This window comes from Streptomyces spectabilis (assembly GCF_008704795.1).
GTDB classification, from domain to species: domain Bacteria; phylum Actinomycetota; class Actinomycetes; order Streptomycetales; family Streptomycetaceae; genus Streptomyces; species Streptomyces spectabilis.
The window spans coordinates 631379-653731 of the sequence record NZ_CP023690.1; the positions used below are offsets into that span (position 1 = coordinate 631379).

Sequence of the window (22353 nt, forward strand, 5' to 3'; positions counted from 1 at the left end):
CGGGCTCGGCCCTACTGGACGAGGCCGAGCCGAACAGTCGTGGCCGGGCGGGCCGCAGGAGTAGGATCCCAGTCATCGAGAGCGTTTCTTGACCGCCTTCCCCTGCCGGTCGCTCTCTCGGTGAAGAGCACCGGGCTCGGCACCTTCGGGTTCGGGGACAGGCCGACACCATGACGGTGATCACCTCACGACCTCCGCCGCCCCAGCCTGACGTTCCCGCCCCAGGCCCCGCACGCTCCCGCTTCTCGTTCGAACTTCCTTCCCCGTGGTCAGCGCTGCTCGGCGACGCCCTGGTCGCGCCCGTCGCCGTGACGGGCCGCGGGTGATGCGCCCGTGGACGCCGAGGCCGTCCTCACCGCCGCTCGCCCGCGCCCGTCGCGACGGCCGCGACGGAGGCCGTGCGCGGCCGCGCGCGCTGCGGTGCGAGGTCACGCGGGCACCGGTAGGCCGACGGTCGACACCCTGCTGAAACGCCTGCCGACACCGCCGTCGCGCACCCGGCCTCCCGGCCACAGATCGCAGGCACGTCGTACCCATACCAGCGAGACGGCCCATCCCTGAGCCGTCCCCCTGCCCGGCCCTTGCCCCCGGCCGTGTTCCCCGGAACCGAGGTCAAGGAGTCCAGATGTCCGGCAGCGCGGTCCCGCAGGCCACCGAGCCCGCGGCGGACGACAGGTCGTCCCGCTCCCCAGAGACGACGACTCAGCGCTGGAGCGCGGGCTCACCCACGCCATCACCACCAAGCGCCGCGACGTGCGCGGGCCCGCCGTGCCCGACTCCTCCTGCGCCCACCTCACCGCCCCCGAAGGAGACCGTCATGACCGCGCCCCTCACCAGCCCCCGCCCCCACTCCCTCACCAGGCTGCGCCTGGCTCCCGCCGGTGGCGGTCCCCGCAGCATCGACGGCGTCTGGTGGCCCCACACCGACGACCTGGTCACCGAGCTTCCCCAGCTGCTGCGCGCGCTGCCGCACACCTGGGCCCGGATCGTCCACGTCACCGTGCGCAGCGCCACCTGGTCCGCTTTTCCCGGCCGGATGCTCTGCGCGGGCCACGTGCTCCATCTGCACGGCAGCACCGCCGTACACGCCCCTGCCACGGTCTGTCTGCTCGCGCCCGGCGCCGGGCGATGGGACCTGCTGGTCGTACCCCATCTGGCCGACGATGCGGAAGGGCCGCGGCTGATGGCCGCCGCCTTCACGGAAGAGTGAAGACTGCGCCGATACGGCCCCGCGCGCCCAGTACGCTCGCCACACGGTCGCCCCAGACCCGGCCCTCTCCGTGGAAGCCGTCCAGCGCAACAGAGGCTCTGCGCAACACGAAGCACCACCCTGCCTTCAGGAGATGGCGCGGATGCGCCCCAAACCCAACCTGCCGGAGTCGTCCGGCCAGCCCTCTCTTCCCCTTCTGTTCGACGACTGCCGTCTGGTCCGCGCCCACGGCGAGCTGGACCTGACCACCGTCGCGCCGCTGACACGTGACCTGCGCCTGGCCCGCGCCGGCGCCGGACGGCTCTGCCTCATCGTGGATCTCAGCGACGTGACCTTCATGGACGGAAGCGTCCTGGGGCCGCTGAACGAGGCCTGGGCCGACTGCCGGGTGCGGCACGGCTGGATCCGGCTCGTGTACACGGGTTCGGCGACCCGCCTCGTCTTCCGGGCCTGTGGGCTCATCGACCGGTTCCCCGGGTACGCGAGCGCCCAGGACGCCTGGCAGGGTACGCCCGTCCACCCAGGTCCGAGCTGCCGAGCCGGTCGGGACGGTGAGCGGAGCGGAGACCGGTGACCAGCGACGGCATGGCCGAAGTGCTGCGGTCCCTCCGGCCGGGAAGCGGCAGCGATCCCGCGGAGGCCGGCGTGCGGGCACTGGGGGTCGTGGGCGTCGCCGTGTCCGTCTACCCCGAGTCCTCGGCAACCGTGAACGGCACCCGTACGCCGGAACCACTGTGGTGCTTCCCTCGGCTGAGCCTGCGGTTCGAGGAGTTGCAGTTCACCCTCGGCGAGGGCCCGGGCCCGGACGCCGCACACGCCGGAGTGCCCGTACTGGAACCGGTCCTGGACCGCGTACGCCCCGACCGCTGGCCCGCGCTGCTGCCCGCGGCGCTGCGACTCGGGGTGGGCGGAGTGGGCTGCTTCCCCCTCAGCCTGGGCGCCGTACGGCTCGGCATGCTGACCCTGCTCTGCGACGGGCAGCGCGCCTTCAGCGACCAGCAGCTCATGGACGCGAACACGCTGTCCGCCGCCCTGACGGCGGCCCTGCTGAACGGGCACGGCCCGACGAACGGCAACGGCACGCGCGGCGGCGAGGCGGTGTGGCCGCCCGACGGGCTGCACCGTGCGGTCGTGCACCAGGCGACCGGCATGATCAGCGTCCAGCTCGGCGTCACCTTGGTGGAAGCGCTGGTGCGGCTGCGTGGGTTCGCCTTCGGCAGTGAGCGCCCCCTCGGTGACGTAGCGGAGGATGTCGTAGCCCGACGGCTGCGATTCGACGACGATGGAAACGGGCCTCATTCGCCCGACGGTGGAGAGGGATGATCGGCATGGCCCGGGAACAGCGTCTCGCGAGGGTGTTCGTCGAGATCGCGGACTCACTCATCGACGACTTCGACGTCCTCGACCTGCTACAGCGCCTTTCGACGCGCTGCGTGGAGCTCCTGGACGTCTCCGCCGCGGGCATTCTGCTCGCCGACGCCCAAGGTGAACTCCAGGTCATCGCCGCCTCGGACGAGCACACCCGCCTCCTCGAACTGTTCGCCCGGCAGCACGACCAGGGCCCTTGCGTGGAGTGCTTCCGCGTCGGCGCGGCCCGTACGAACATCGACCTCGGGCGGCCCGAAGCGGCTGCCGCCTGGCCCCGCTTCACGCCACGGGCCCGCGAGACCGGATTCGTGACCACGCACGCCATCCCGCTGCGGCTGCGGGACCGGGTGGTGGGCGCCCTGAACCTCTTCCAGACCTCCGTGCACCGCCTGGACGAGGACGAGATCGCGCTCGCCCAGGCGCTCGCCGACGTGGCCACCATCGCGATTCTGCAGCAGCGCACGCTCGAGCGGTCCCACGTGGAGAACACCCAGCTGAACCACGCGCTCGCCAGCCGGATCCTGGTGGAGCAGGTCAAGGGGGTGCTCGCCGAGCGCTGGGACACCTCGGTCGACGAGGCGTTCGTCGCGTTCCGCTCGTACGCCCGTTCCCAGCACCTACGCCTGACAGACCTGGCCCGGCGCATCGTCGACGGCACGTTCGACACCTCCGTCATACCGGCTCCCGAAACCCACGTGTGACGGGAGGGCGTGCCGCAGCACGCGGCCCCACATCGACGCGTACTGGCGCCACAGCGGCCCGGTGACGTAGGGCAGTCCGTAGCGGGCGCAGATCTCGCGTACGCGCGGGGCGAGTCGGGCGTAGCGGTTGCTCGGCAGATCGGGGTAGATGTGGTGCTCGATCTGGTGGCTGAGGTTGCCGGCCAGGACGTGCAGGAGCGGGCCGCCCTCGATGTTCGCGGAGCCCTGGATCTGCCGCTCGTACCACTCGCCACGGGTCTCGCCGTCGAGCCGCTCCTCGGTGAAGGTCCGCACGTCGCCGGGGAAGTGGCCGCAGAAGATGACCGTGTGCGCCCAGACGTTGCGGGCGGTGTTGGCGGTGAGGGTGCCCAGGAGGCAGGGCAGGGCGGAAGGACCCGCGAGGAGCGGGAACAGGACGTAGTCCTTGGCCCCTTGGCGCACCGCCTTGCGCGCCGTGGCCGACGCGTCGCGGAGGAAGGCGCGCACGCTCTTGCGTCCCTGCGTCACCGCGTCGGCCTCCAGGTCGTACAGGGCGATCCCCCACTCGAAGACCGGCGCGAGCAGCGCGGTGTACAGCGGCTGGAGCGCGTGGTGCGGGCGCCAGGGCTGGTCCGGGCTCATGCGCAGGATCGTGTAGCCGAGGTCGCGGTCGCGGCCGACGACGTTGGTGTACGTGTGGTGCAGATGGTTGTGGGTGCGCTTCCAGGCGTCGGCGGGGCTGACGAAGTCCCACTCCCAGGTGGTGGAGTGGATCGCCGGGTCGGCCAGCCAGTCCCACTGGCCGTGCAGGATGTTGTGGCCCAGCTCCATGTTCTCCAGCGTCTTGGCGACCGCGAGCAGGGCGGTGCCCGCGATCCAGGCGGGCGGGAAGAGGGACACGGCGAGGGCGGCCCGGCCGCCGGCCTCACAGCCGCGCTGCACGGCGATCACCGTACGGATGTACCGGGCGTCGTCCGCGCCGCGTGCCGCGACGACCTCGGCGCGCAGCCGGTCGAGTTCCCGCCCCAGCTCTTCGGTGCGGTCGGCGTCCGGCGTCGCGGGTGCGGAACCACCGGGGGCAGCGGCAGTCGTGGGCATGATGTCTCCATGAGGTGGCATGCGGCCCGGCGGACCGCTCATCGGTCGGATCTCCTCGGGGAACCGGACGGGTCACAGGTCGAGGACGAGGGGGCCTGCGGCCGCGTTGACGCAGGTCTGGATCATCTCGCCTGGACCGCCGTGCACTTGGCCGGTCCGCAGGTCACGCACGTTCCCCTCGGCGAGCGGAGCGAGGCAGCCGAAGCAGATGCCTCGGCGGCACCCGTACGGCATCGTCACACCGGCCGTCTCACCGACATCGAGAAGCGGCACGGAGGGGCCCGCGGCCGCCTCCACGCCACTGCGGCCGAACAGGACCGGCACGCCGACGGCGCCGCTTCCCCGGGGCGGGAGGGGCGCGAGCCGGAAGCGCTCCAGCCGCAGCCGTTCCCGTACGCCTGCTCCTTCCCAGCTCCTCTCGGCCGCGTCGAGCAGCCCGGAAGGGCCGCACACCCAGGCGTCCCGTCGGCGCCAGTCCGGGCAGAGCGCCGCGATGCGGTCCGGGGTGAGCCGTCCGTCCGTTCGCGTGTACGTCAGGTGGACGTCCAGCCACGGCGTCCGGGCTTCCATGACGGCGAGTTCGGCCCGGAAGAGGCACTCCTCCGGGCGCGGCGCGCTGTGCAGGAGCAGGGTGGGAGGTACGGGGCCGGGGTGTCCGGCCAGGGTGCGCAGCATGCCCATGACGGGGGTGATGCCGCTGCCCGCCGTCACGAACAGCAGCCGGTCGGGCAGCGGCCGGGGCAGCACGAACTCGCCCTGTGCCGGGCCGAGTCGGAGCACGGTGCCGGGCCTGGTGCGGTGGACCAGGTGCGGGGACACCCGGCCGCCCCGCAGCGCCTTCACCGTGATGGTCGGCGCGTCGGCGGCCGATGAGGTGATCGAGTACGTACGCCAGTGCCGCACGCCGTCGATCTCGACGCCGACCGGCAGGTACTGACCGGCCCGGTGCCCGTGCCAGCCCCGGCCCGGCCGGATCACCAGCGTGGCCGCCGCGGGGCCTTCCGGGAGCACGGCGGTGACCCGGCCCGCGGGGTGCCGTGCCGACCACAGCGGATCGAGCAGGCCGAGGTAGTCGTCCGGCGAGAGCGGGCTGGTCAGCCAGGACACGGCCGTCATGGCCTGGCGTGCGGATCGCCCGTCGGCCCACGCGGTCGGCCGGGAGGCGACGGCGGGCGGCGGGGACGACGGCGGCGACGAGCGAGGGTTCACGGACACGGGGACACCCCTCCCCTGTGGGTCTGGGCTCCGGCCGGGGCGGCGTCTGGACGGTCCGCCCGGCCCCGACGACCCGCCGTCTTCGCCGGGCCGTCGGGCCCGAGCGAAGCACACCGCGCGGCGGACCACACCGTCGCCGGGAGGCTTTGCGCCATCCGGCACACCGTTCCTGCCAGCGGAGACGCACCGGCGTCCAGGGTGCGGCACGGAGGGCTCGCCGGAGGACGGCCGGATGGCGACGCCGCCCATGTCCACGGGGGGCGTGAATCATCCGGTCCGGCGGCATCCGAACGAACGGACGCTCACACGTCGAGGAGCAGGATGCGGCACGGGCCGCACAGCGGTCCGCCGTAGGGGGCGGCCGCGACATCCCGCCAGCCCCAGGACCGCAGCGCAACCAGGGTCCGCGTGTCGGACCGGCGCGCGACCGTGATGCCGGTGACGCCTCCGTGGTCGGTGAGGAGACGGCGTTGCAGCCGCCGGGCCAGGTTCCAGTCGCGGTCCGGGAACTGCTGCCGCACCCGAGGGCGTACGACGATCTCCCGTATCGCGAAGAGCCGTGCGCTGAGGGGGAATCCATAGGCACACGCCGTCGTCGCCGCGTTCTCCGCGATCAGCAGGGAGAATCCGGGACGCCGCATGTCGAGGCGCAGACGCCACAGGAAGGCCCGGCTCAGCTGGCTCCCTTCCCAGGGACCGGTGCCGGAGTTGGCGGCATACAGCGCGCCCAGCTCGGGAAAGTGGTCGGTGACCTGGCACCGGGTCAACGGGCGGACCCGCTCCGCTTCCCAGGGAGAGGGCCCCTGCTGCCGCACCCGCGAACGGGGCCGTTCGCGGAGCGGCCGGAGCGCATGCTCGGTCATCGTCATGTGACGCACCCTGCCCCGAGCACCGCGGCGGCGGACCCGGCGTCGTCGATCCCCGAGAACGGCACGGGCGCCGGAGCCGATGCCGGGGAACCCTCGGTTCCCGCACCCTACTCCAGGCCGGGACGGCCGCTGCCGGGCGAAGCCGATCCGTGATCCCGACACGGACGGAGGCCTCGCCCCGGGCGCGGAGGGCGAGCCGCGGGAACCCGGAGCGCGCGGAGTACCTTGGAATTACCGGGAGTTCACCGGGTGCCGTTCCGTCGGCAACGCTCCCGCCGCACCACGACGCCGGGCCGCCACGCGGCCGCCCGGGGACAGGGACCGCGCCATGGACGCGCCCACCGCCCGCAACCGGCCCCCGACGCACCCGCGCATCCCCGCCCCACCGCCGCCCGCCCGGCTCGCCCTGCGCCCGCCCAGCTTCCCGCCCGGACCCGTGTGCGGTGCCTGGTGGCCCCGCTCCGACGACCTGGAAGCCGAACTGCCCGGCCTCGCCGAGGCGTTCGCCGACCAGAAGAGCCGGGTGACCCGCATAGCCTCCCACCGCGAAACCTGGTCGACGGCGCCCCGCACCCTGCGCGTACCCGGCCACACCGTGCAGGCCGCCTGGCTCGTGTCCGGGTGCGATCCGCACTCGATCCGGCTCTTCTCCCGCAATCTGCGCCGCTGGGACCTTCTGGTCATCCCGCCCGACACCGTCGACACCACCGCCGCCCGGCTCATGACCGCCGCGGCCGATCCCACGAACCACCTCACCGCGAGCGCGCTCATGGCGGCGGAGCGACGACGTCTGCCGGGGAACGACACGCAGTGAACCGGGCGCGGCCCACCACCTGCCCACCGCCTGGCCGCCATGAGGGAAGATCTTGGTGGGGCCGAAGTCACGCCCCGTCCAGCGACGTTGACCCAGCGAGAAATCAGGCAGGCAATCATGAACACTCATGCGCAGACCCGGGTTTCGGCCTACGCCGTCGTGGTGGAGGACGGCCGGATGCTGCTGGCCCGGCTGTCCGACGCCTCACCCGTCTTCGCGCCGGGGCTCTGGCACCTGCCCGGCGGCGGCATCGACCCGGGTGAGCAGCCCGTGCAGGGGCTCGCGCGTGAGCTGCTCGAGGAGACCGGGCGCGAACTCCTCGACGCCAGGCTGCTGGACGCCCGCTCGTACGCGGTACGGCGTGGGGGCATCGACTGGCACCTCGTGGGGCTGTTCTACGCCGTCACCCTGAAGCCGGGGGCCGCAACGGTCGCGGAGACCGACGGCTCGACCGACGCCGCGCGCTGGCTGCCCCTGTCGGAGCTGCACCCCTCCACGCTGTCGCCGGCGGCGGCGGACGCGCTGCGGCTGGCGGACGGCACTGCGGTCCGCTGAGCGGAACACTCCCTTGTCCCCTGTTGCACTCCCGTGAATGCTGTGTGCACCCGCCCCCCGTGCCCGGCGTGTGCGCCCCTTGCCGGTGCGCCGGTCGGCCTCCACCCGGACGGGTTGCACCGCGTGCACCGTACCGATGACCCAACCACCGCCAGGCAGCATGGGTCTTCCCGGTCACAGGGAGGTTCTCATGGTGAGACGCAGGAGACGCACGGCACGCACGGCACGGATCACTCTGGCCGCCGTGGTGGCGGCGGTCTCGACGGTCGCGGCGAGCGGGCTCGCCGCGCCGTCCGCGCAGGCGGCGGCAGCCGACGCCCCGGACCGGGGGCACGCAGCGACCCGGGCCGCCGTGGACGCCGCCGTCGCGGGCGGCGTCCCGGGCGTCCTGGCGCAGGCGCACGACGCGCGCGGGACCTGGCACGGCACCGCCGGGCTCGCCGACCTCACCACGCGCCGCCCGCCCCTGCCGGGCGACCGGTTCCGGACGGGCAGCATCTCCAAGACGTTCATCGCGACGGTCCTCCTCCAACTGGAGGCGGAGGGCGGACTGAGCCTGTCGGACACCGTGGAGAAGTGGCTGCCCGGGGTGGTCCGCGGCCACGGGCACGACGGCCGCCGGATGACTCTCCGGCAGCTCCTCAACCACACCAGCGGCGTCTACGACTACACCGAGGACCCGGGCCTGCACCTCCAGGGCAAGGAGTATCTGGCCCACCGCTACGACACCTGGAGGCCCGAGCAGCTCGTGGCGCTCGCCATGCGGCACGAGCCGAAGTTCCCGCCCGGCACGAGCTGGGGCTACACCACCACCGCGTACGTCCTCGCGGCGATGGTCGTCGAACGGGCGACGGGCCGCCCCTACGCGACGGAGGCCGAGCGGCGGATCCTCAGGCCGCTCGGCATGCACGCCACCACGCTGCCCGGCACGTATCCCAGGATTCCCGCGCCGAGCGGGCGGATGTACACGACGTTCACCGACGACCCCGAGCACGAGGTCCACGACATCACGGAGTTCGATCCCTCCTGGGCCTGGTCCGCCGGGGAGGTCGTCACCAGCACCGCCGACCTCGACCGCTTCCTCGCGGCCCTGATGCGCGGAAAGCTGCTCCCGGCGGCCCAGCTCAAGGAGATGACGACCACCGTGCCCTCCCCCGGCTTCGGCGACGGCCAGGACGACGGCCTGGGGATCTTCCGCGCCAAGCTGCCCTGCGGCAAGGAGATCTGGGGTCACACCGGCTTCATGCCCGGCTCGCAGAGCATGGCCTACACCACCCGGGACGGCGGGCACCGCCTGGTGGCCAACTTCAACACCGACTGGGCCGGAGGCACCGACGCCGCCGGACACGTGCTCCTGGCGGAGTTCTGCGGCACGGCCCCGCCCGCATCGCCCGCATCGCCCGCTCGATGACAGCATCGTCATCCGGCCAGAAGGACAGCCCACGCCGGCGGGTGGCGTCGGCTGTGGTTCCGTAAGCCCGTCGGCCGCGCCGCAGCCGGCCGACCCCACCGCGGAAGGACGTACGCCATGGCAGATCACGTCTCCGGCACCTCACGCCGAAGGGTTCTCGGCGCCGGCGCCGCCCTGGGCGCGCTCGCCGCGCTCGGGCCGCTCACCACGGCGGCCGACGCCGCAGGGGCCTCCTGGCCCACGGAGTTCCCGCTGCCGGACGGCTTCCGGCCCGAGGGCATCGCCATCGGGCCGGGGCCTTACGCCTGGTTCGGCTCGCTCGGCGGCGGATCCCTGTACCGCGCGAGCCTCGCCACCGGGCGCGGCGAGACCATCGAGACGGGCACGGACGCGATGAGCGTCGGCCTCAAGAGCGACAGACGCGGCCGCCTCTTCATCGCCGGCGGCGGCTCGCGCGAGCTGCGCGTCGTCGAGGGCCGCAGCGGGCGCGTTCTCGCCGCGTACGAGGTCGGCAGGCCCGCCACCGTCGTCAACGACGTCGTCCTCACGCCCCGCGCCGCCTGGTTCACCGACTCCACCCAGCAGCAGCTGTACGGCCTGCCCCTGGGGCCCAAGGGCGAGCTGCCTCCCGCCCGGGACGTCGTGACGCTGCCGCTGGGCGGGGAGTGGATCGAGGCCCCGGCCGAGGGCTTCACCACCAACGGCCTGGAGCGCACGCCGGACGGCCGCGGCCTCCTCGTCATCAACGTCCACGCGCACGGCGGCAGTCTCTACCGCGTGGACGTGCGCAGCGGCGACGCCCGCCGCGTCGACCTCGGCGGCAACAAGCTCCCCGACGGCGATGGCGCCCTCCTCCTCGGCCGCACGCTGTACGTCGTCCAGCAGGTCCAGAACGCCGTGGACGTGTTCCACCTGGACGCCTCGGGCCTGCGCGGCACGGCAATCGCGCGGATCACCGATCCCCGCTTCCGCGTCCCCACCACCGTGGCCGCCTTCGGCAACCGCCTCTACCTGCCCAACTCCCGCTTCACCGAGCCCCCCACACCGACGACCGACTACAACGCGGTGGCGGTGCGCCAGGTGCGCTGAACGGCTCAGCCGCGCAGCAGTTCGGCGACGTGAGCGTAGGAGGCGTCCCCGTAGCCGGCCGTCATGCCCCGCTCGGCGATCTCGTGGGCGGCGGAGATGACCGTACTGTCGATCCCCCGGCTGCGCGATGCGTCCAGGACGTGGGACATGATGACCGCCGCCGAACGGAGGTTGGAGCCCCCGGCGGGGTAGCTGCCGGTGTCGACCTGCTGGGCGAACGCGTCGATCACGTCGGGCAGGAGACCGGCGACCCCCTTGGCGTAGGGGGCCAGGTCGCGGGGGGAGACGCCCTCGGCCCCCGCGAGGGCGAAGGCGTGGACGACGCCGGTCAGCGCGGTCCAGAAGATGTCGAGCAGCGCGACGTCGTGCGCCCCCGCGCGGCCCGGGTCCGTACCCAGGTGCGCACAAGTGCCGCCGACGGCCTGGAGGGTGGCGCGGTGGCGTTCGTACAGATCGGCCGGGCCGCTGTGCAGGACCAGGGTGGACGGGCCGCCGACGAGGTACGTCGGCACCATGATCGCACCGTCGAGGTAGCCGATGCCGTGCGAGGCGGCCCACTCGGCGGTCACGCGAGCGTCGTCGGGAGTGCCCGCGGTGAGGTTGGCCAGGGTGCGGCCCTTGAGCGCGGCGGTGTGCGGGCCGGTGACGGCGCGGACGGCGTGGTAGTCCAGCACGCAGACCACCACGAGTTCGCTCGCCGCGATCGCCTCCGCGGCGGTCGCGGCTTCGACGGCACCGTTCTCCACCAGGCCTTCGGCCCGGCCCGGGGTACGGTTCCACACGGTGGTCGGATGGCCCGCGGCAAGGAACGCGGAGGCCAGGGCCCGGCCCATGGGGCCGAGGCCGAGCACAGTGACGGGGGAAGCAGACATGGGGAACTCCGAGATCGTGACGGTGACCGATCCGCACACGTGCGGGATGGCGGTCGCCGTCGGAGCGTTCGAGGGCAAGTGGAAGTCGTTCATCATGTGGGCGCTGGCCGACGGCCCGCGCCGTTTCGGACAGACCAGACGACTGGTCACCGGCATCAGCGAGAAGGTGCTGACCCAGCAGCTCCGGGAACTCCAGGCCGACGGAATCGTGCACCGGGAAGACCACGAAGAGGTGCCGCCCCGGGTCGAGTACTCACTGACCGACCGGGGCCGTCGGCTCTACGAACTGCTGGAACTGCTCTCCACCTGGGGCCAGGAACACCTGGCCGCGAAGGAAGGGTCGATGACGGACGGGGGACTTGGCGCGCCTCGATCAGACTCCCCCGGCGCCGACTCTTGATCAAGTACGTACCTTCAGGTACGTGCCGCTACCCGGCGAGCGACGCGGGAGTCGGCCCGTCGGGGCGGACGGTGATGCTGTACGCGGACTTCTCCGGGACGGAGTGGAAGCGCGGGGTGTGGGCGGGCAGCAGGTGTTCGAGGAGCGCGGTCGACTCCCGGAGGGCGAACTGCAGGCCCAGACAGGCGCGGGCGCCGAGACCGAAGGGGTAGTAGCCGCCCGGGTGGGTGGGGCGTCGTCCGGGGGTGGTGAAGCGCTCCGGGTCGAAGCGCTCGGGGTCCTCCCAGAGGGCGGGGTCCCGGTGGGTGAGATAGGGGCAGACCAGGATGTCGGTGTCGGCCGCCACCTCGTACCCGGCGATGACGTCGTCCTCCGTCGCACAGCGCGGCAGGATCCAGGCGGACGGGTAGAAACGCAGCGTCTCGTGGACCAACGCCTGGACCGCCTCGCGCCGTTGGGGCGAGCCCTCCGCGCCCGCGGCGAGGGCCCGCTCCCGCGCTGCCGGGTGGCGGTCCAGGAGGAGGTAGAGCCAGGTCAGGGTGGTGGCGGTGGTCTCGTGGCCCGCGACGAGAAGCGTGACCAGCTCGTCGCGGATCAGGCGGTCGGTGTACTCCGGTCGCGTACCCGCCGCTTCGACCAGGACGTGCAGCAGGCCGGGTCCTTCGGGACCGGGCTCGTCGTCGCGTGCGGCGGCGATGGCGCGGGCGGCCACGGCGTCGATGCGGGCGAGGTCCTCGGCGACGGCCCCCTGGGCGGCGGCGCTGTCGGCGGGCAGGCTGGGCAGCGCGGCCACCACCGCGGGGACGGACATCAGTTCCCGCTCCGTCCCGGGGTCGAGGGGATGCCCGGTCAGGGAGCGCCAGATGGTGTCCAGGGCGAAGCGGCGCATCTCCTCGCCGACGTCGAGGACCTCCCCGGTGCGGGCGTAACCGGCCCAGCGGTCCGCGGTGGTCCGGGCGGCCCGGGTGATCCGCTCCTCGTAGCGGCGCATGCCCCGGCCGGTGAACTGGCTCTGCAACAGGCGTCGTTGCCGCTGCCACGCCTCGCCCGTCGCGGCCAGGACGCCGTCGCCGATCAGCAGTCGGGCGCGGTGCGAGCGCTTGACGTACCGGTCGGGGTGGAGCGCGAGCACGTGCTGCACGGCCTGGGGCTCGGTGACCAGGACGGTGGGGCGCGGGCCGAGCCTGAACGCGGCGACGCCGCCGAGCTGTTCGCGCGCCCGGGTGAAGAGGTCGACGAGTTCCCCTCCTCCGGCCTGCCACTCCCGGACGACGGCGGGTTCGAGCTCGGGGATCCGGCGGCCTGTCGGGGACGTGCCGGGGCGGGCGTGGGTGGCCACGGGGCTGCTCCTGTTCAGCGGCTCTACGCCGACGCGGGCGGGTGCGGGCTTCACGCACTGTAGGGGAGCGCGAGCGGTGGGCGACAGCCCGCCCCCGGTGCGGCCCCCTGGCCTGAAGCCCCCCGCGGGCCCGGTCCTAGGCGTCCTCCTCGTCCCACAAACCGGTGCCGCGCGCCCGTACGACAGCGCCGACGCGGGCGAGTACGTCGCCGTGCGACCGGGGGCCGAACCGCCGTCCGTCGCGCAGGCGCAGCGAGACGTGGTCGGCGGCGGCTTCCTTGGGGCCGATGACCGCTTGGTACGGAACGAGCCGGGCCTGCCGGACGCGGGCGCCTAGGCTGCCGTGCTCCGGGCCGAACACCTCGGCGCGCAGGCCCTGTTCGGCGCAGCGTCCGGCGAAGGCGCGGGCATGGGGCAGCTCGGCGTCGGTGAGGGGCAGGACCGCAAGCTGGGTGGGGGCGAGCCAGGCGGGGAAGGCGCCGCCGTGCCGCTCGATGAGGTGGGCGACGGCCCGCTCCACGCTGCCGATGATGCTGCGGTGGACCATGACCGGGCGGTGCTTGGCGCCGTCCGGGCCGATGTAGTGCAGGTCGAACTGCTCGGGCTGGTGGAAGTCGACCTGCACGGTGGACAGGGTGGACTCGCGTCCGGCGCTGTCGGTGACCTGGACGTCGATCTTGGGGCCGTAGAACGCGGCCTCCCCCTCGGCCGCCTCGTAGGAAAGGCCCGAGCGGTCGAGCACGTCGGTCAGCAGGGCGGTGGCGCGCTCCCACTTCTCGGGCGCGGCCACGTACTTGCCGCCGGGGCCGGGGAGGGAGAGGCGGTGGCGGGCCGGGGTGATCCCGAGCGCCTCGTACGCACGGCGGATCAGGTCCAGGGCCGCGGACGCCTCCTCCGCGACCTGCTCCAGGGTGCAGAAGATGTGCGCGTCGTTGAGCTGGATGGCGCGCACCCGGGTCAGTCCGCCGAGCACGCCGGAGAGCTCCGAGCGGTACATGCCGCCGAGTTCGGCCATCCGCAGCGGCAGTTCGCGGTAGCTGTGGGAGCGGGACCGGTAGATCACCGCGTGGTGCGGGCACAGGCTCGGCCGCAGCACGACCTGCTCGCCGCCGAGGTCCATCGGCGGGAACATGTCGTCGCTGTAGTGCGCCCAGTGCCCGGAGATCTCGTACAGCTCGCGCTTGCCGAGCACGGGTGAGTAGACGTGCCGGTAGCCCGCCCGCCGCTCGGCGTCGCGGATGTACTCCTCCACGGTGTGCCGCAGCACCGCGCCGTCGGGTAGCCAGTACGGAAGTCCCGCGCCGATGAGCGGGTCGGTGTCGAACAGGCCGAGCTCGCGGCCGAGTCTGCGGTGGTCGGGCATGGCGGTCTCCTCGCGGACGGGAGGGCGGGTGACCACAGGACGAAGCCCCGGGGCACTCACCCCGGGGCTTCGGATCAAGACGTCTGTCAGCGCGCCGGGACACTCTCCGGCGTCGTCGTCATGTCAGCGGCGCGCTTCATGTGCAGGACGCTAGCAAGCCGTGATGACACCCGCACCGCCTTTTCCCGCCCGGGGCCACACCCCGGGCCGCACTAGGTGGCAGCCCGCTTCAGCGAAAGGCTCGATGTGGCGCGCGGCTGGGCCGTCGCGTCGGGGAGCCGTCGGGCCGGGGCGCTCAGCGCGGCGCGATGCGTACGCGCTCGCTGTCCTGGTCCGAGAGGAACGCCGAAAGGGCGCTGCCCTCCTCGGTGACGGCGGTGCGCTCGGCGCGCGAGAAGGGGCGCAGCGGGGTCACCGTCACGGTGTCGTCCGCCACGGTCCACGTCGCCGCGACCCGGCCGTCGACCAGGACGACGCGTTCACCGGCGACCGACAGGCCGCGATGGGCGTCGTCGATGATCCGGCCCCGGTCCTGGTAGCCGAGGATCGCGTTGTCGAACGCGGGCAGGAACCGCACCGGCGCGGGCGTGTCGGGGTCCGGGCGCGGCGCGTCGGGCAGGTCGAGCAGTTCGCGGCCCCGCTCGTCGCGGAAGGCGACGAGTTCCCCGCGGACGGCGGCGACCGCGGCCGGGAGCCCCGCGACACCGCTCCAGGCGCGCAGGTCGGCCGTGGCGGCCGGGCCGAAAGCCGCCAGATAGCGGCGTACCAGCGTCTGGCCGACCGGATCGGAGCCCGCAGGGGACAGCGGCGCGATCTCGCGCCCGAGCCACGTGGCGAGCGGGAGGTTGCGTACGCCGCCCTTGGTACGCCACAGGCCGCGCGGCGGCACCTGGGCCATCGGTACGAGGGCTGCGATCAGCATCTCCCCCAGCGCGCGCGGCGGCGTGTCCGGCCAGCGGTCGGCGACCGCGCGCGTCAGCTCGGCCATGGTGCGGGGCTCGCCGTCAGCCAGCGTTTCCCGGCCCGCCGCGGCGAGTTCGCCGAGGTCGACCCCGTTCAACTCGGCGCGGTAGACGCCGAGGACCTTCTGGCGCAGCATCGCGTCGTGCCGGGACCGCCAGGCCAGGGCGTCGTCGGCCGTGACGAGGTGGACCGTACGGCGCATGAGGTGCGTGCGCACCACGCGCCGCTCGACGAGCAGGTCCGAGAGCTCTCCCGGCGCGAAGGCGCGAATCCGTGACCAGAGTCCGACGAAGGGCTCCTGCGGCTCCTGCGCCTGGAGGCCGCCGAGGTGCGCGACGGCGCCGAGGGTCGAGAGGTCCGCTCGGTCGAGGAGCAGCTGCCGGGCGAGCGTCGCGCGGCCGAGGGTGCGGGTGTCGAGCACGGTCACCGGGTCGCCTCCGGGCGCTCGGCGAGCGGCTGCGGGAGTCGGCGGTTCCCTGGCGTCGAGGTGTCCGAGTGGTCCCGGCCGACGTGGTGTCCGGTACGGCCGCGCGTACGCGTCTTCACTGCTTGGTCCTCGATTCGGCATCGCGGGGCGGGCGTCGTCGCGGCGCTCACCCCACGCGTCTGTTCGGTCGATGGTCACAGTGCCAGGAGTTGCGGTCAGGCCGTGTCCGCTACGCGCGCCTCCGTCGCCACACGGCCGTAGTAACCGCCGTTCTCGTCCCGGCCGGGAGTGAGGCATCGGAATGAGGCCGTGCGTGAGGCACCCGTCGAGGCGGACTTGGCGGAGTCACGGCGCAGGCTCCGCTGACGGCCCGGTGGCGGTGGGGCGAGCGTTGCCTGCTGGGTCTGCCGCTGGACGGGAGGTGCGAGTCGGTCCGGCGACGACCGGGCGGCAGCATGCGAGTTCCACGGCCACGCACGCACCGGGACGCTGCGGGATCCGCCGCCGACACGGCGGCGGACTGCTCGGTGGCCAGGGCGTTTCATGCGGCGGCCGAAGGCGGCCGGGCCGCCGGAGCCGGTCCGGCGGCATGTCGGCGGTGCCCTTACAGAATCTCTCGCGGCGTCAAGGACGCCCGTGCGCTTCCCGTCGTGCTCAGCCTGGCGGCTTCGCACTCTGCTACGGATCCGCGACGCCTGACAACGTGGATGCTCACCGGCGGTAACCCGACCGCCGCCCAGAGTCAGGGAAAGGAAGGCGACGATGCCTCCGATTCCGGTGAAGCCCGGTGTCTACCGCTTCTACGCCCACATCATCGGACCGCCGGCCCTCATCACCGCTCGGGAACACGCCGTCGAACACGGCCTCCCCGTCAACACCGACCGTCCGCTGTACCCGCCGATCCTCCAGGAGTGGGCCATCCAGCCCGCCGAGCCCGTCCCCGGAGCACCGTACGTGATCTCCCTGGCCGACGACTTCGACGAGGACGCCTCGACGAACCCCGGGCTCGTCGTCACCGACCAGAAGCTCTGGGCCAACAACGTCAACCGGGACCAGTGGACGAAGTGGACCTTCGCGCCGGGCATCGGCGGCCTTCAGATCATCGACGAGAAGGACCAGCTCGCCCTCAAGGCTGGTCACTTCGGCCAGCAGATCGAACTCGTCACCCCGCACAAGGCCGACTTCCACCAGATCTGGACGCTGGACTTCCTGCGCCCGATCGACGGGTAGGCACCAAGTCCTCCACATGACCTGGCACACGCAGGGCCGCATCCCCGTCCGGGAGGGGTGCGGCCCTCGCCGTGCCCACGCGCCTCGGCAACCGCGATTCCGGCGACCTCCAAGACCTAGCGCACCCGGTACACCTGCCCCGTCTGCGCCCCTTCGACGGCGCGGACGTACGCCGTCGCGACGCGCGCCGCCGGGACGGGCTCCATGCCCGCGAAGAACGGCCCGTAGGCGGGCAGGGACTCCTCGGCCACCGTCGGGCTCACCGCGTTGATCCGCTGCGGCGGCAGCTCGATCGCGGCGGCGCGTACGAACGCCTCGACCGCGCCGTTGGCCGCGGACGCGGCGGCCCCTGCCACGATCGGCTCCTCGGTGAGGACGCCGCTGACCAGCGTGAACGAACCGGTCGCGGCCACGTGCCGGGCGCCCTGGCGGACCAGCTCCAGCTGGCTGAGGGCCTTGCCGCGGAAGGTCGCCGCGAAGTCGTCCGCGGCGAGGTCGGCCAGCGGCTTGAAGACGGCGTCGCCCGCCGCGACGGCGACCGCGTCCAGGGGACCGGCCTGTGCGTACAGCCGGGCCACGGCCGCCGGATCACTGACGTCGCCGATCAGGTCCCCGCTCGTGCGGCCCACGCCGATCACCTCGTGGCCGCGCTCCGCGAGCGCCTCGCGTACCGCGGAGCCCAGCGTGCCGCCCGCGCCGACCAGAAGAATCCTCACAGCTCACCATCCGATGCTTCGAAGAGGTACCCCCGAGACCGCGTCAGGAGGGAAGCCGGGTGGCTCACCCGGCGCATCCGACGCTACGGATCGCGCTCCGCCCCCGGAAATGCCGTCTGGGCAGCGACTATGCTTCCCGCGCATGGATGTGGAACTGCGTCACCTCAAGGCCCTGGCCGCCATCGCCGATGCGGGCACCGTCACCGCCGCGGCCGCGCTCCTGCACATGACGCAGCCCGCGCTCTCCCGCACGCTCGCCCAGCTGGAGGCGCGCGTGGGGGTCCGCCTCGTGGACCGCTCCTCCCGGCATCTGGATCTCACCCCGGCCGGGGCGACCCTCCTGGGGCACGGGCGCGCCATCCTCGCGCACCTGGACGCGGCCCTCGCCGACGCCCGGGCGGTCGACCGGCCGCTGCGGCTCGGCTACACGTGCGCGGTCCTCGGGCAGCAGACCGTCCCGCTGCTGCGCTCGTGGCGCCGGGGGCAGCCGCACGCCCCGCTCGAAGTCGTACGGCAGGACAACAGCACCGCGGGCCTGGCCACCGGCGACACCGACGTGGCGGTGCTGCGCACCGTGCCCGCCGACCCGCGCATCCGCACCGAGGCCCTCTACACCGAGGACCGGGTCGCCGCCCTTCCCGACGACCATCCGCTCGCGGCCCGCGCCCGGGTGCGCCTCGCGGAGCTGACCGCGGGCCCGGCCCTGCCCCTGGCCCTGTGGCCGGACACCGGCACCGCGTCGGTGGAGCTCTGGCCCCCGGCACAGCGCCCGCACCGCACGGTCGAGGTGCGCAACGTCGACGAGTGGCTGAACCTCATCGCCACGGGCGGCGCGTTCGGTGTCGGCGCGGCGGGCACGGCGGAGAGCCACAGCCACCCCGGGGTGCGCTTCGTCCCGATCGACGACGCGCCCGCCGCCACGGTCTATCTCGCCCGCCCGGCCCACCCCACGCACCCCCGCACGGAGGAGTTCCTGGCGGCGGTGCGCGAGGTGGTCAGCGCCTAGGTCCGACCTGTAATACCCAACCCTCAGACTCACTCCTATACTGCGGACATGCAGGTGACGACCATCAGACGCGCCGTTGGGCGGGACGCGGAGCCCCTGACCGCCCTGGTCCAGGGCTCCAGCGCCTACCGGGGCCGGTACGCCCCGATGATCTCGGGCTACCGGGTCACCGGCGACTACATCGCTCGGCATGAGGTCTTCGCAGCGGTCGGCCCGGCCAGTCGTACGGCCAGTGGTGCGACCGGTGGTGCAACCGGTCAACTCCTGGGTTTCTACGCCCTGATCCTCGATCCTCCGGAGCTGGACCTGATGTTCGTGGCGGACGCCGCGCAGGGGCTTGGCGTCGGGCGCCTCCTGGTGGAGCACATGAAGGGGCGCGCCGCGGAGGCCGGGGTGACCGACGTGCGGGTCGTCTCCCACCCCCCGGCCGAGCGGTTCTACCGCCGCCTGGGAGCGGAGCCGGTCGGAACAGTCGCTCCGCTGCCGCCGAAGGTCACCTGGGAGCGGCCGGAACTGCGCTTCGCCATCGCCCGGTGAGGCACGGCCCGAGCCGTGCGGCCGCGAACGCCGTGGCGCAGACGGCCCGTCAGCGGTAGGCGGCCACCACGGAGACGTAGAGCGCGCAGGCGCTGCCCGTGGCCCCGCCGCCGATGAGGAGGGCGTGGGCCACGGGGGTGCCGCCACGCCAAGCGGTGAAGGCCGCCGCGCCGCCGAGGTGGAGCGCGGCGGAGAAGGCCAGGAGGAGCGCGAGGAGTTGCGTGGCTGACATCGGGTGGTCCTTCCGTCGGCGCCCCTGGCTTACGGGGCTTCGCGGTGCTCGGTCGGGAGACCCCGTCGCCCCGAGGCCGGGCTGGGGCTGAGGGCTTGAAGGTCTGAAGGCACACTGCGTGTCGAGAGACCTGTCCGGCTGCCCTCCGCACGGAATCCGCCGACCGGGCTGCACACCCACTGGTGGGGAGCCTAGGCTTCGGGCATCCGGTGGTGTCCGTTCACGACGGTCCGGCCGGTCGGTGACGGCAACGGCAAGCGGGGGCGGGCCGGTTGGAGGACGTGTTCACGCGGCTGCGCCGGGTCGGCGCGCTCAAGCGTCACCACCTGGGCGGCGAGCCCTCGGACCGCCGCCTCGCCCGGGCCGCCGGGGTGTCGCACGGAACGCCGGGCGCGTGGCTCGACGGTCGGCAGCTTCCGCAACGCGTCGATCCGCTCCTCGCGGTGCTCGACGAGATCCGGGCGGAGGCAGCGCGCAGGGGGCTGCTGGCGACGCGGGCCGACGCCCTGAGCGCGGACACCGTGGGCGAGTTGCTCGACGAGCGGCGCTGGCGCGCCGCCTTCGAGGCCGAGCGGGGGCGCCGCACCGAGCGCTCCCGGATCGAGGCGGAGCGCCAGCGGGCGCGGGCCGCCCTGGAGCATGACGGGCTGCGGGCCCTTCAGGCCGCGCTGCCGGACCGGCCACGGCCGCTACGGGCCTGGCCCGCGGGGCGGTTGGGCGTCCACCCGGCCATCCCCGGCCAACACCATGGCCCGGCGGGCGCGGACGCCGACCGCTTCGTCCTGCCCCGCTATGTGCCCCGGCAGCACGACGTACGCCTGCAACGCCTCCTCGCCGCAGCCACCACCACCGGCACCGACGAGGCCCGCCCGGTCCTGGTCGTGGTGCAAGGCCCGTCGTGCACGGGAAAGACCCGCACCGCCTACGAAGCCCTCCACGCGGCCGTACCGGAGGACTTCGACCTGCTCTTTCCGGCCGACGCCGACAGCCTGCTCGCCGTCCTGGCGGCGGCCGCCCTCCCACCGCGCACGGTGCTGTGGCTCAACGAGGCACAGGACTACCTCGCCGACGCCCGCGGCGAGGCCGCGGCGGCCGCGCTGCTCCGCAGGCTCGACGGCGAGGGCCCGCTCCTCGTGATCGCCACGCTGTGGCCCGAGCACGCGGAGGCCCTCACCCGCCCGGCGACCCACGCCAGGGACGCCCACCGGCACGCGCGGGCCCTGCTCGCCCAGGCCCACTGGGTGGACCTGCCGCGGTCGTTCGCCGGTGACCTGGACGCGGCCCGTGCCGCCGCGGCCGAGGACCCGTCACTCGCCGAGGCCGTGGCCGCCGGGGCGGCCGAACTGACCCAGGTGCTCGCCGCGGGGCCGGACCTCGTCCGCCACTACGAGCGCGCCGCGGGACCGCACGGCCCGCACGGCAGCGCGCTGATCAGCGCGGCGATGGACGCCCACCGGCTCGGCGGACTCGGCGCCCTCCCCCTGGCCTTCCTCGAAGCGGCGGCCGTCGGCTACCTCACCGCCGCCGAACGCGCCCGCGCCCGCCCCGACTGGTTCGGCCACGCCCTGGCCCGCGCCCGCACCCTGATCAAGCACACCACCCGTCCCCTCCAGGACGTCCCTCACCCGACCGCCATAGGAAGGCTCCCCGGCACGGCACGCCTCGCGGACTACCTCCAGCACCACGGCCGCCACGCCCGCCGCTTCCGCTGCCCGCCCGACTCGTTCTGGAACGCGGCGCACGAGCACCTCACGCACCCCGAAACCCCTCGCGAAGGGCTGCTCCGCCTCGGCGACGCGGCACGGCGGAGAGCCCGGTACGCCCATGCCGTGCGCCTCTACGACGCCGCCGCCGAGGCCGGGGAGTCGTACGCCCTGATCCGCCTCGGGCAGATGCGGCAGGACAACTGCGACATGGAGGAAGCCGAGAAGCTCTACCAACTGGCCGCCGACGCCGGGAACACCGACGGCCTCCTCTACCAGGCGGCCCTGTGGGAGGACGCCTGGGCCTGGGAGGAGGCCGAGAAGCTCTATCTGCGGGCCTCGGCGGCGGGGGTCGACGACGCGCTCGCGTACGCGGGCCTCATGTGGGACGGGGCGGGTGAGCCCGGCAAGGCCTGGGCCTACTACGAGCAGGCCCTGCGGGCGGGCCACACCGACGTGCTCGTCTTCATGGCGCAGTCACGGCGGCGCGAGGGCTCACCGGAGCAGGCCGCCGACCTCTACCGGCGCGCGGCCGACGCCGGGCACGCGAACGCGCTCCGGCAACTGGTGTGCCTGTGGGAGGAGACCGGGCGGCAAGAGCAAGCGGACCGGCAGCTCCACCGCTTCGCCGACGAGGGCGACACCGAATCATTGATCCTCGTGGCCCACCTGATGGGCCGGTCGGGCCGACCGGAGCGCGCGGAGCTGCTCTTCCAGCAGGCCGCGTCGGCGGGCGACCACCACGCCTGGTTCCTGCTCGCGTTCATGTGGGAGAAGGCCGGCGACCCCGAGAAGGCCGAGTCGTCCTTCCGGAAGGCCGTGGAGTCCGGGGACCTCTCCGCACTGCGCCAAGTCGCCCGGATGCGGGAGGCGGCCGGGGACACCGCCGAAGCCGAGGCCCTCTACTGGCAGGCCGTCGAAGCCGAAGCCGACACGGACGCGCTGTCGTGCCTGGCCCGCATCCGGGAGGCAGCGGGCGACCGCGAACGAGCCGAGCAATTGCACCTCATGGCGGCCGACACCGGCGACGCGGAAGTGTCCTCGTCCGTACTCTCGCTGGCGCGTCTGCGGGGCGCGGAGGAGGAGACGTATCTGCGGTTCGGCCTGGCGGCCGACGGATCCGCGAGCGATCCGTGGGACTGGCCGCTGCTTCCCTGAGGCCACGCCGATGGCCAACCAGCCACCCGGACTGCCTGATTGACGGCCGTCCCCACCTGCGATAGGAACGCCACGCGACATCTGACAGCGTTGTCATC

At 73.6% G+C, this 22353-nt stretch carries 22 protein-coding genes; 13 read left to right on the plus strand and 9 right to left on the minus strand.

Annotated features, from left to right (window positions below):
- Positions 1 to 817: 817 nt before the first annotated feature.
- From CP982_RS02605 to CP982_RS02620, 4 genes are all read left to right on the plus strand, one after another.
- Entirely contained in the window at positions 818 to 1210 is a 393-nt protein-coding gene (locus tag CP982_RS02605; RefSeq protein ID WP_150508949.1) for a DUF5994 family protein, read from the plus strand.
- 142 nt (positions 1211 to 1352) lie between these two features.
- Positions 1353 to 1784, plus strand: coding sequence for an STAS domain-containing protein (locus tag CP982_RS02610; protein WP_150508950.1), 432 nt, complete (start codon positions 1353 to 1355; stop codon positions 1782 to 1784).
- Complete coding sequence (locus tag CP982_RS02615) at positions 1781 to 2533, plus strand: ANTAR domain-containing protein (protein ID WP_150508951.1); 753 nt, start codon at positions 1781 to 1783, stop codon at positions 2531 to 2533. The genes CP982_RS02610 and CP982_RS02615 overlap by 4 nt, the downstream gene beginning before the upstream one ends.
- Positions 2530 to 3279, plus strand: coding sequence for a GAF and ANTAR domain-containing protein (locus CP982_RS02620; protein WP_150508952.1), 750 nt, complete (start codon positions 2530 to 2532; stop codon positions 3277 to 3279). Before CP982_RS02615 ends, CP982_RS02620 begins: the two co-directional genes overlap by 4 nt.
- Here CP982_RS02620 and CP982_RS02625 read toward each other — a convergent pair.
- The 3 genes from CP982_RS02625 to CP982_RS02635 form a co-directional block, all read right to left on the minus strand.
- On the minus strand, positions 3196 to 4356 hold the full coding sequence (locus CP982_RS02625; protein ID WP_150508953.1) for a fatty acid desaturase family protein: 1161 nt from the start codon (positions 4354 to 4356) through the stop codon (positions 3196 to 3198). The genes CP982_RS02620 and CP982_RS02625 overlap by 84 nt on opposite strands.
- Positions 4357 to 4428: 72 nt before the next feature.
- The gene (locus CP982_RS02630) at positions 4429 to 5472 is read right to left on the minus strand and encodes a ferredoxin reductase (RefSeq protein ID WP_150515270.1); all 1044 of its coding nucleotides are present in this window, start codon (positions 5470 to 5472) and stop codon (positions 4429 to 4431) included.
- 401 nt (positions 5473 to 5873) lie between these two features.
- Positions 5874 to 6440, minus strand: a complete 567-nt coding sequence (locus CP982_RS02635; RefSeq protein ID WP_150508954.1) for a hypothetical protein — start codon at positions 6438 to 6440, stop codon at positions 5874 to 5876.
- A gap of 328 nt (positions 6441 to 6768) precedes the next feature.
- Here CP982_RS02635 and CP982_RS02640 point away from each other — a divergent pair, with 328 nt between their 5' ends.
- From CP982_RS02640 to CP982_RS02655, 4 genes are all read left to right on the plus strand, one after another.
- Positions 6769 to 7254: a DUF5994 family protein gene (locus CP982_RS02640; protein ID WP_150508955.1), complete on the plus strand. Its 486-nt coding sequence runs from the start codon at positions 6769 to 6771 to the stop codon at positions 7252 to 7254.
- A gap of 117 nt (positions 7255 to 7371) precedes the next feature.
- Positions 7372 to 7809, plus strand: coding sequence for an NUDIX domain-containing protein (locus CP982_RS02645; protein WP_150508956.1), 438 nt, complete (start codon positions 7372 to 7374; stop codon positions 7807 to 7809).
- A 190-nt stretch (positions 7810 to 7999) separates the two neighbouring features.
- Positions 8000 to 9220: a serine hydrolase domain-containing protein gene (locus CP982_RS02650; RefSeq protein WP_150508957.1), complete on the plus strand. Its 1221-nt coding sequence runs from the start codon at positions 8000 to 8002 to the stop codon at positions 9218 to 9220.
- 117 nt (positions 9221 to 9337) lie between these two features.
- Positions 9338 to 10309, plus strand: a complete 972-nt coding sequence (locus CP982_RS02655) for an SMP-30/gluconolactonase/LRE family protein (protein WP_150508958.1) — start codon at positions 9338 to 9340, stop codon at positions 10307 to 10309.
- A gap of 5 nt (positions 10310 to 10314) precedes the next feature.
- Here CP982_RS02655 and CP982_RS02660 read toward each other — a convergent pair whose 3' ends face one another.
- Positions 10315 to 11181 (minus strand): NAD(P)-dependent oxidoreductase, encoded by an 867-nt coding sequence (locus CP982_RS02660; protein ID WP_150508959.1) that lies wholly within the window; start codon positions 11179 to 11181, stop codon positions 10315 to 10317.
- Here CP982_RS02660 and CP982_RS02665 point away from each other — a divergent pair.
- Positions 11180 to 11581: a winged helix-turn-helix transcriptional regulator gene (locus CP982_RS02665; protein ID WP_150508960.1), complete on the plus strand. Its 402-nt coding sequence runs from the start codon at positions 11180 to 11182 to the stop codon at positions 11579 to 11581. The two genes, CP982_RS02660 and CP982_RS02665, sit on opposite strands and share 2 nt — an antisense overlap.
- Before the next feature lie 28 nt (positions 11582 to 11609).
- Here the strand turns inward: CP982_RS02665 and CP982_RS02670 are convergent, their stop codons facing one another.
- The 3 genes from CP982_RS02670 to CP982_RS02680 all read right to left on the minus strand — a co-directional run bounded on the left by CP982_RS02670 (position 11610) and on the right by CP982_RS02680 (position 15673).
- Positions 11610 to 12920, minus strand: a complete 1311-nt coding sequence (locus CP982_RS02670; protein WP_150508961.1) for a cytochrome P450 — start codon at positions 12918 to 12920, stop codon at positions 11610 to 11612.
- A gap of 136 nt (positions 12921 to 13056) precedes the next feature.
- Positions 13057 to 14283 (minus strand): threonine--tRNA ligase, encoded by a 1227-nt coding sequence (thrS, locus tag CP982_RS02675; RefSeq protein ID WP_150508962.1) that lies wholly within the window; start codon positions 14281 to 14283, stop codon positions 13057 to 13059.
- A gap of 295 nt (positions 14284 to 14578) precedes the next feature.
- Positions 14579 to 15673 carry a winged helix DNA-binding domain-containing protein gene (locus CP982_RS02680; protein WP_150508963.1) on the minus strand — a complete coding sequence of 365 codons (1095 nt, stop codon included), beginning with the start codon at positions 15671 to 15673 and terminating at the stop codon, positions 14579 to 14581.
- Positions 15674 to 16435: 762 nt separating this feature from the next.
- Here CP982_RS02680 and CP982_RS02685 point away from each other — a divergent pair.
- Entirely contained in the window at positions 16436 to 16903 is a 468-nt protein-coding gene (locus CP982_RS02685; RefSeq protein ID WP_150508964.1) for a hypothetical protein, read from the plus strand.
- Positions 16904 to 17019: 116 nt separating this feature from the next.
- Here the strand turns inward: CP982_RS02685 and CP982_RS02690 are convergent, their stop codons facing one another.
- Positions 17020 to 17619, minus strand: coding sequence for a short chain dehydrogenase (locus CP982_RS02690; RefSeq protein WP_150508965.1), 600 nt, complete (start codon positions 17617 to 17619; stop codon positions 17020 to 17022).
- A 142-nt stretch (positions 17620 to 17761) separates the two neighbouring features.
- On the opposite strand from CP982_RS02690, the gene CP982_RS02695 reads away from it, so the two are divergent.
- Together CP982_RS02695 and CP982_RS02700 are read left to right on the plus strand one after the other, a co-directional pair.
- The gene (locus CP982_RS02695; protein WP_150508966.1) at positions 17762 to 18625 is read left to right on the plus strand and encodes a LysR family transcriptional regulator; all 864 of its coding nucleotides are present in this window, start codon (positions 17762 to 17764) and stop codon (positions 18623 to 18625) included.
- Between the two features lie 48 nt (positions 18626 to 18673).
- Entirely contained in the window at positions 18674 to 19162 is a 489-nt protein-coding gene (locus CP982_RS02700) for a GNAT family N-acetyltransferase (protein ID WP_150508967.1), read from the plus strand.
- A gap of 49 nt (positions 19163 to 19211) precedes the next feature.
- Here CP982_RS02700 and CP982_RS02705 read toward each other — a convergent pair whose 3' ends face one another.
- Entirely contained in the window at positions 19212 to 19394 is a 183-nt protein-coding gene (locus CP982_RS02705; RefSeq protein WP_150508968.1) for a hypothetical protein, read from the minus strand.
- Positions 19395 to 19675: 281 nt separating this feature from the next.
- On the opposite strand from CP982_RS02705, the gene CP982_RS42080 reads away from it, so the two are divergent.
- Positions 19676 to 22255 (plus strand): sel1 repeat family protein, encoded by a 2580-nt coding sequence (locus CP982_RS42080; protein WP_372503501.1) that lies wholly within the window; start codon positions 19676 to 19678, stop codon positions 22253 to 22255.
- Positions 22256 to 22353: the final 98 nt, after the last annotated feature.

Excerpts from the sequence above, each read along its gene's own strand:
- CP982_RS02605 (WP_150508949.1), top strand. The coding sequence starts at position 818 with ATGACCGCGCCCCTCACCAGCCCCCGCCCCCACTCCCTCACCAGGCTG.
- CP982_RS02610 (WP_150508950.1), top strand. The coding sequence starts at position 1,353 with ATGCGCCCCAAACCCAACCTGCCGGAGTCGTCCGGCCAGCCCTCTCTT.
- CP982_RS02620 (WP_150508952.1), top strand. The coding sequence starts at position 2,530 with ATGATCGGCATGGCCCGGGAACAGCGTCTCGCGAGGGTGTTCGTCGAG.
- CP982_RS02625 (WP_150508953.1), bottom strand. The coding sequence starts at position 4,356 with ATGCCCACGACTGCCGCTGCCCCCGGTGGTTCCGCACCCGCGACGCCG.
- CP982_RS02630 (WP_150515270.1), bottom strand. The coding sequence starts at position 5,472 with ATGACGGCCGTGTCCTGGCTGACCAGCCCGCTCTCGCCGGACGACTAC.
- CP982_RS02635 (WP_150508954.1), bottom strand. The coding sequence starts at position 6,440 with ATGACGATGACCGAGCATGCGCTCCGGCCGCTCCGCGAACGGCCCCGT.
- CP982_RS02640 (WP_150508955.1), top strand. The coding sequence starts at position 6,769 with ATGGACGCGCCCACCGCCCGCAACCGGCCCCCGACGCACCCGCGCATC.
- CP982_RS02645 (WP_150508956.1), top strand. The coding sequence starts at position 7,372 with ATGAACACTCATGCGCAGACCCGGGTTTCGGCCTACGCCGTCGTGGTG.
- CP982_RS02650 (WP_150508957.1), top strand. The coding sequence starts at position 8,000 with ATGGTGAGACGCAGGAGACGCACGGCACGCACGGCACGGATCACTCTG.
- CP982_RS02655 (WP_150508958.1), top strand. The coding sequence starts at position 9,338 with ATGGCAGATCACGTCTCCGGCACCTCACGCCGAAGGGTTCTCGGCGCC.
- CP982_RS02665 (WP_150508960.1), top strand. The coding sequence starts at position 11,180 with ATGGGGAACTCCGAGATCGTGACGGTGACCGATCCGCACACGTGCGGG.
- CP982_RS02660 (WP_150508959.1), bottom strand. The coding sequence starts at position 11,181 with ATGTCTGCTTCCCCCGTCACTGTGCTCGGCCTCGGCCCCATGGGCCGG.
- thrS (WP_150508962.1), bottom strand. The coding sequence starts at position 14,283 with ATGCCCGACCACCGCAGACTCGGCCGCGAGCTCGGCCTGTTCGACACC.
- CP982_RS02685 (WP_150508964.1), top strand. The coding sequence starts at position 16,436 with ATGCCTCCGATTCCGGTGAAGCCCGGTGTCTACCGCTTCTACGCCCAC.
- CP982_RS02695 (WP_150508966.1), top strand. The coding sequence starts at position 17,762 with ATGGATGTGGAACTGCGTCACCTCAAGGCCCTGGCCGCCATCGCCGAT.
- CP982_RS02700 (WP_150508967.1), top strand. The coding sequence starts at position 18,674 with ATGCAGGTGACGACCATCAGACGCGCCGTTGGGCGGGACGCGGAGCCC.
- CP982_RS02705 (WP_150508968.1), bottom strand. The coding sequence starts at position 19,394 with ATGTCAGCCACGCAACTCCTCGCGCTCCTCCTGGCCTTCTCCGCCGCG.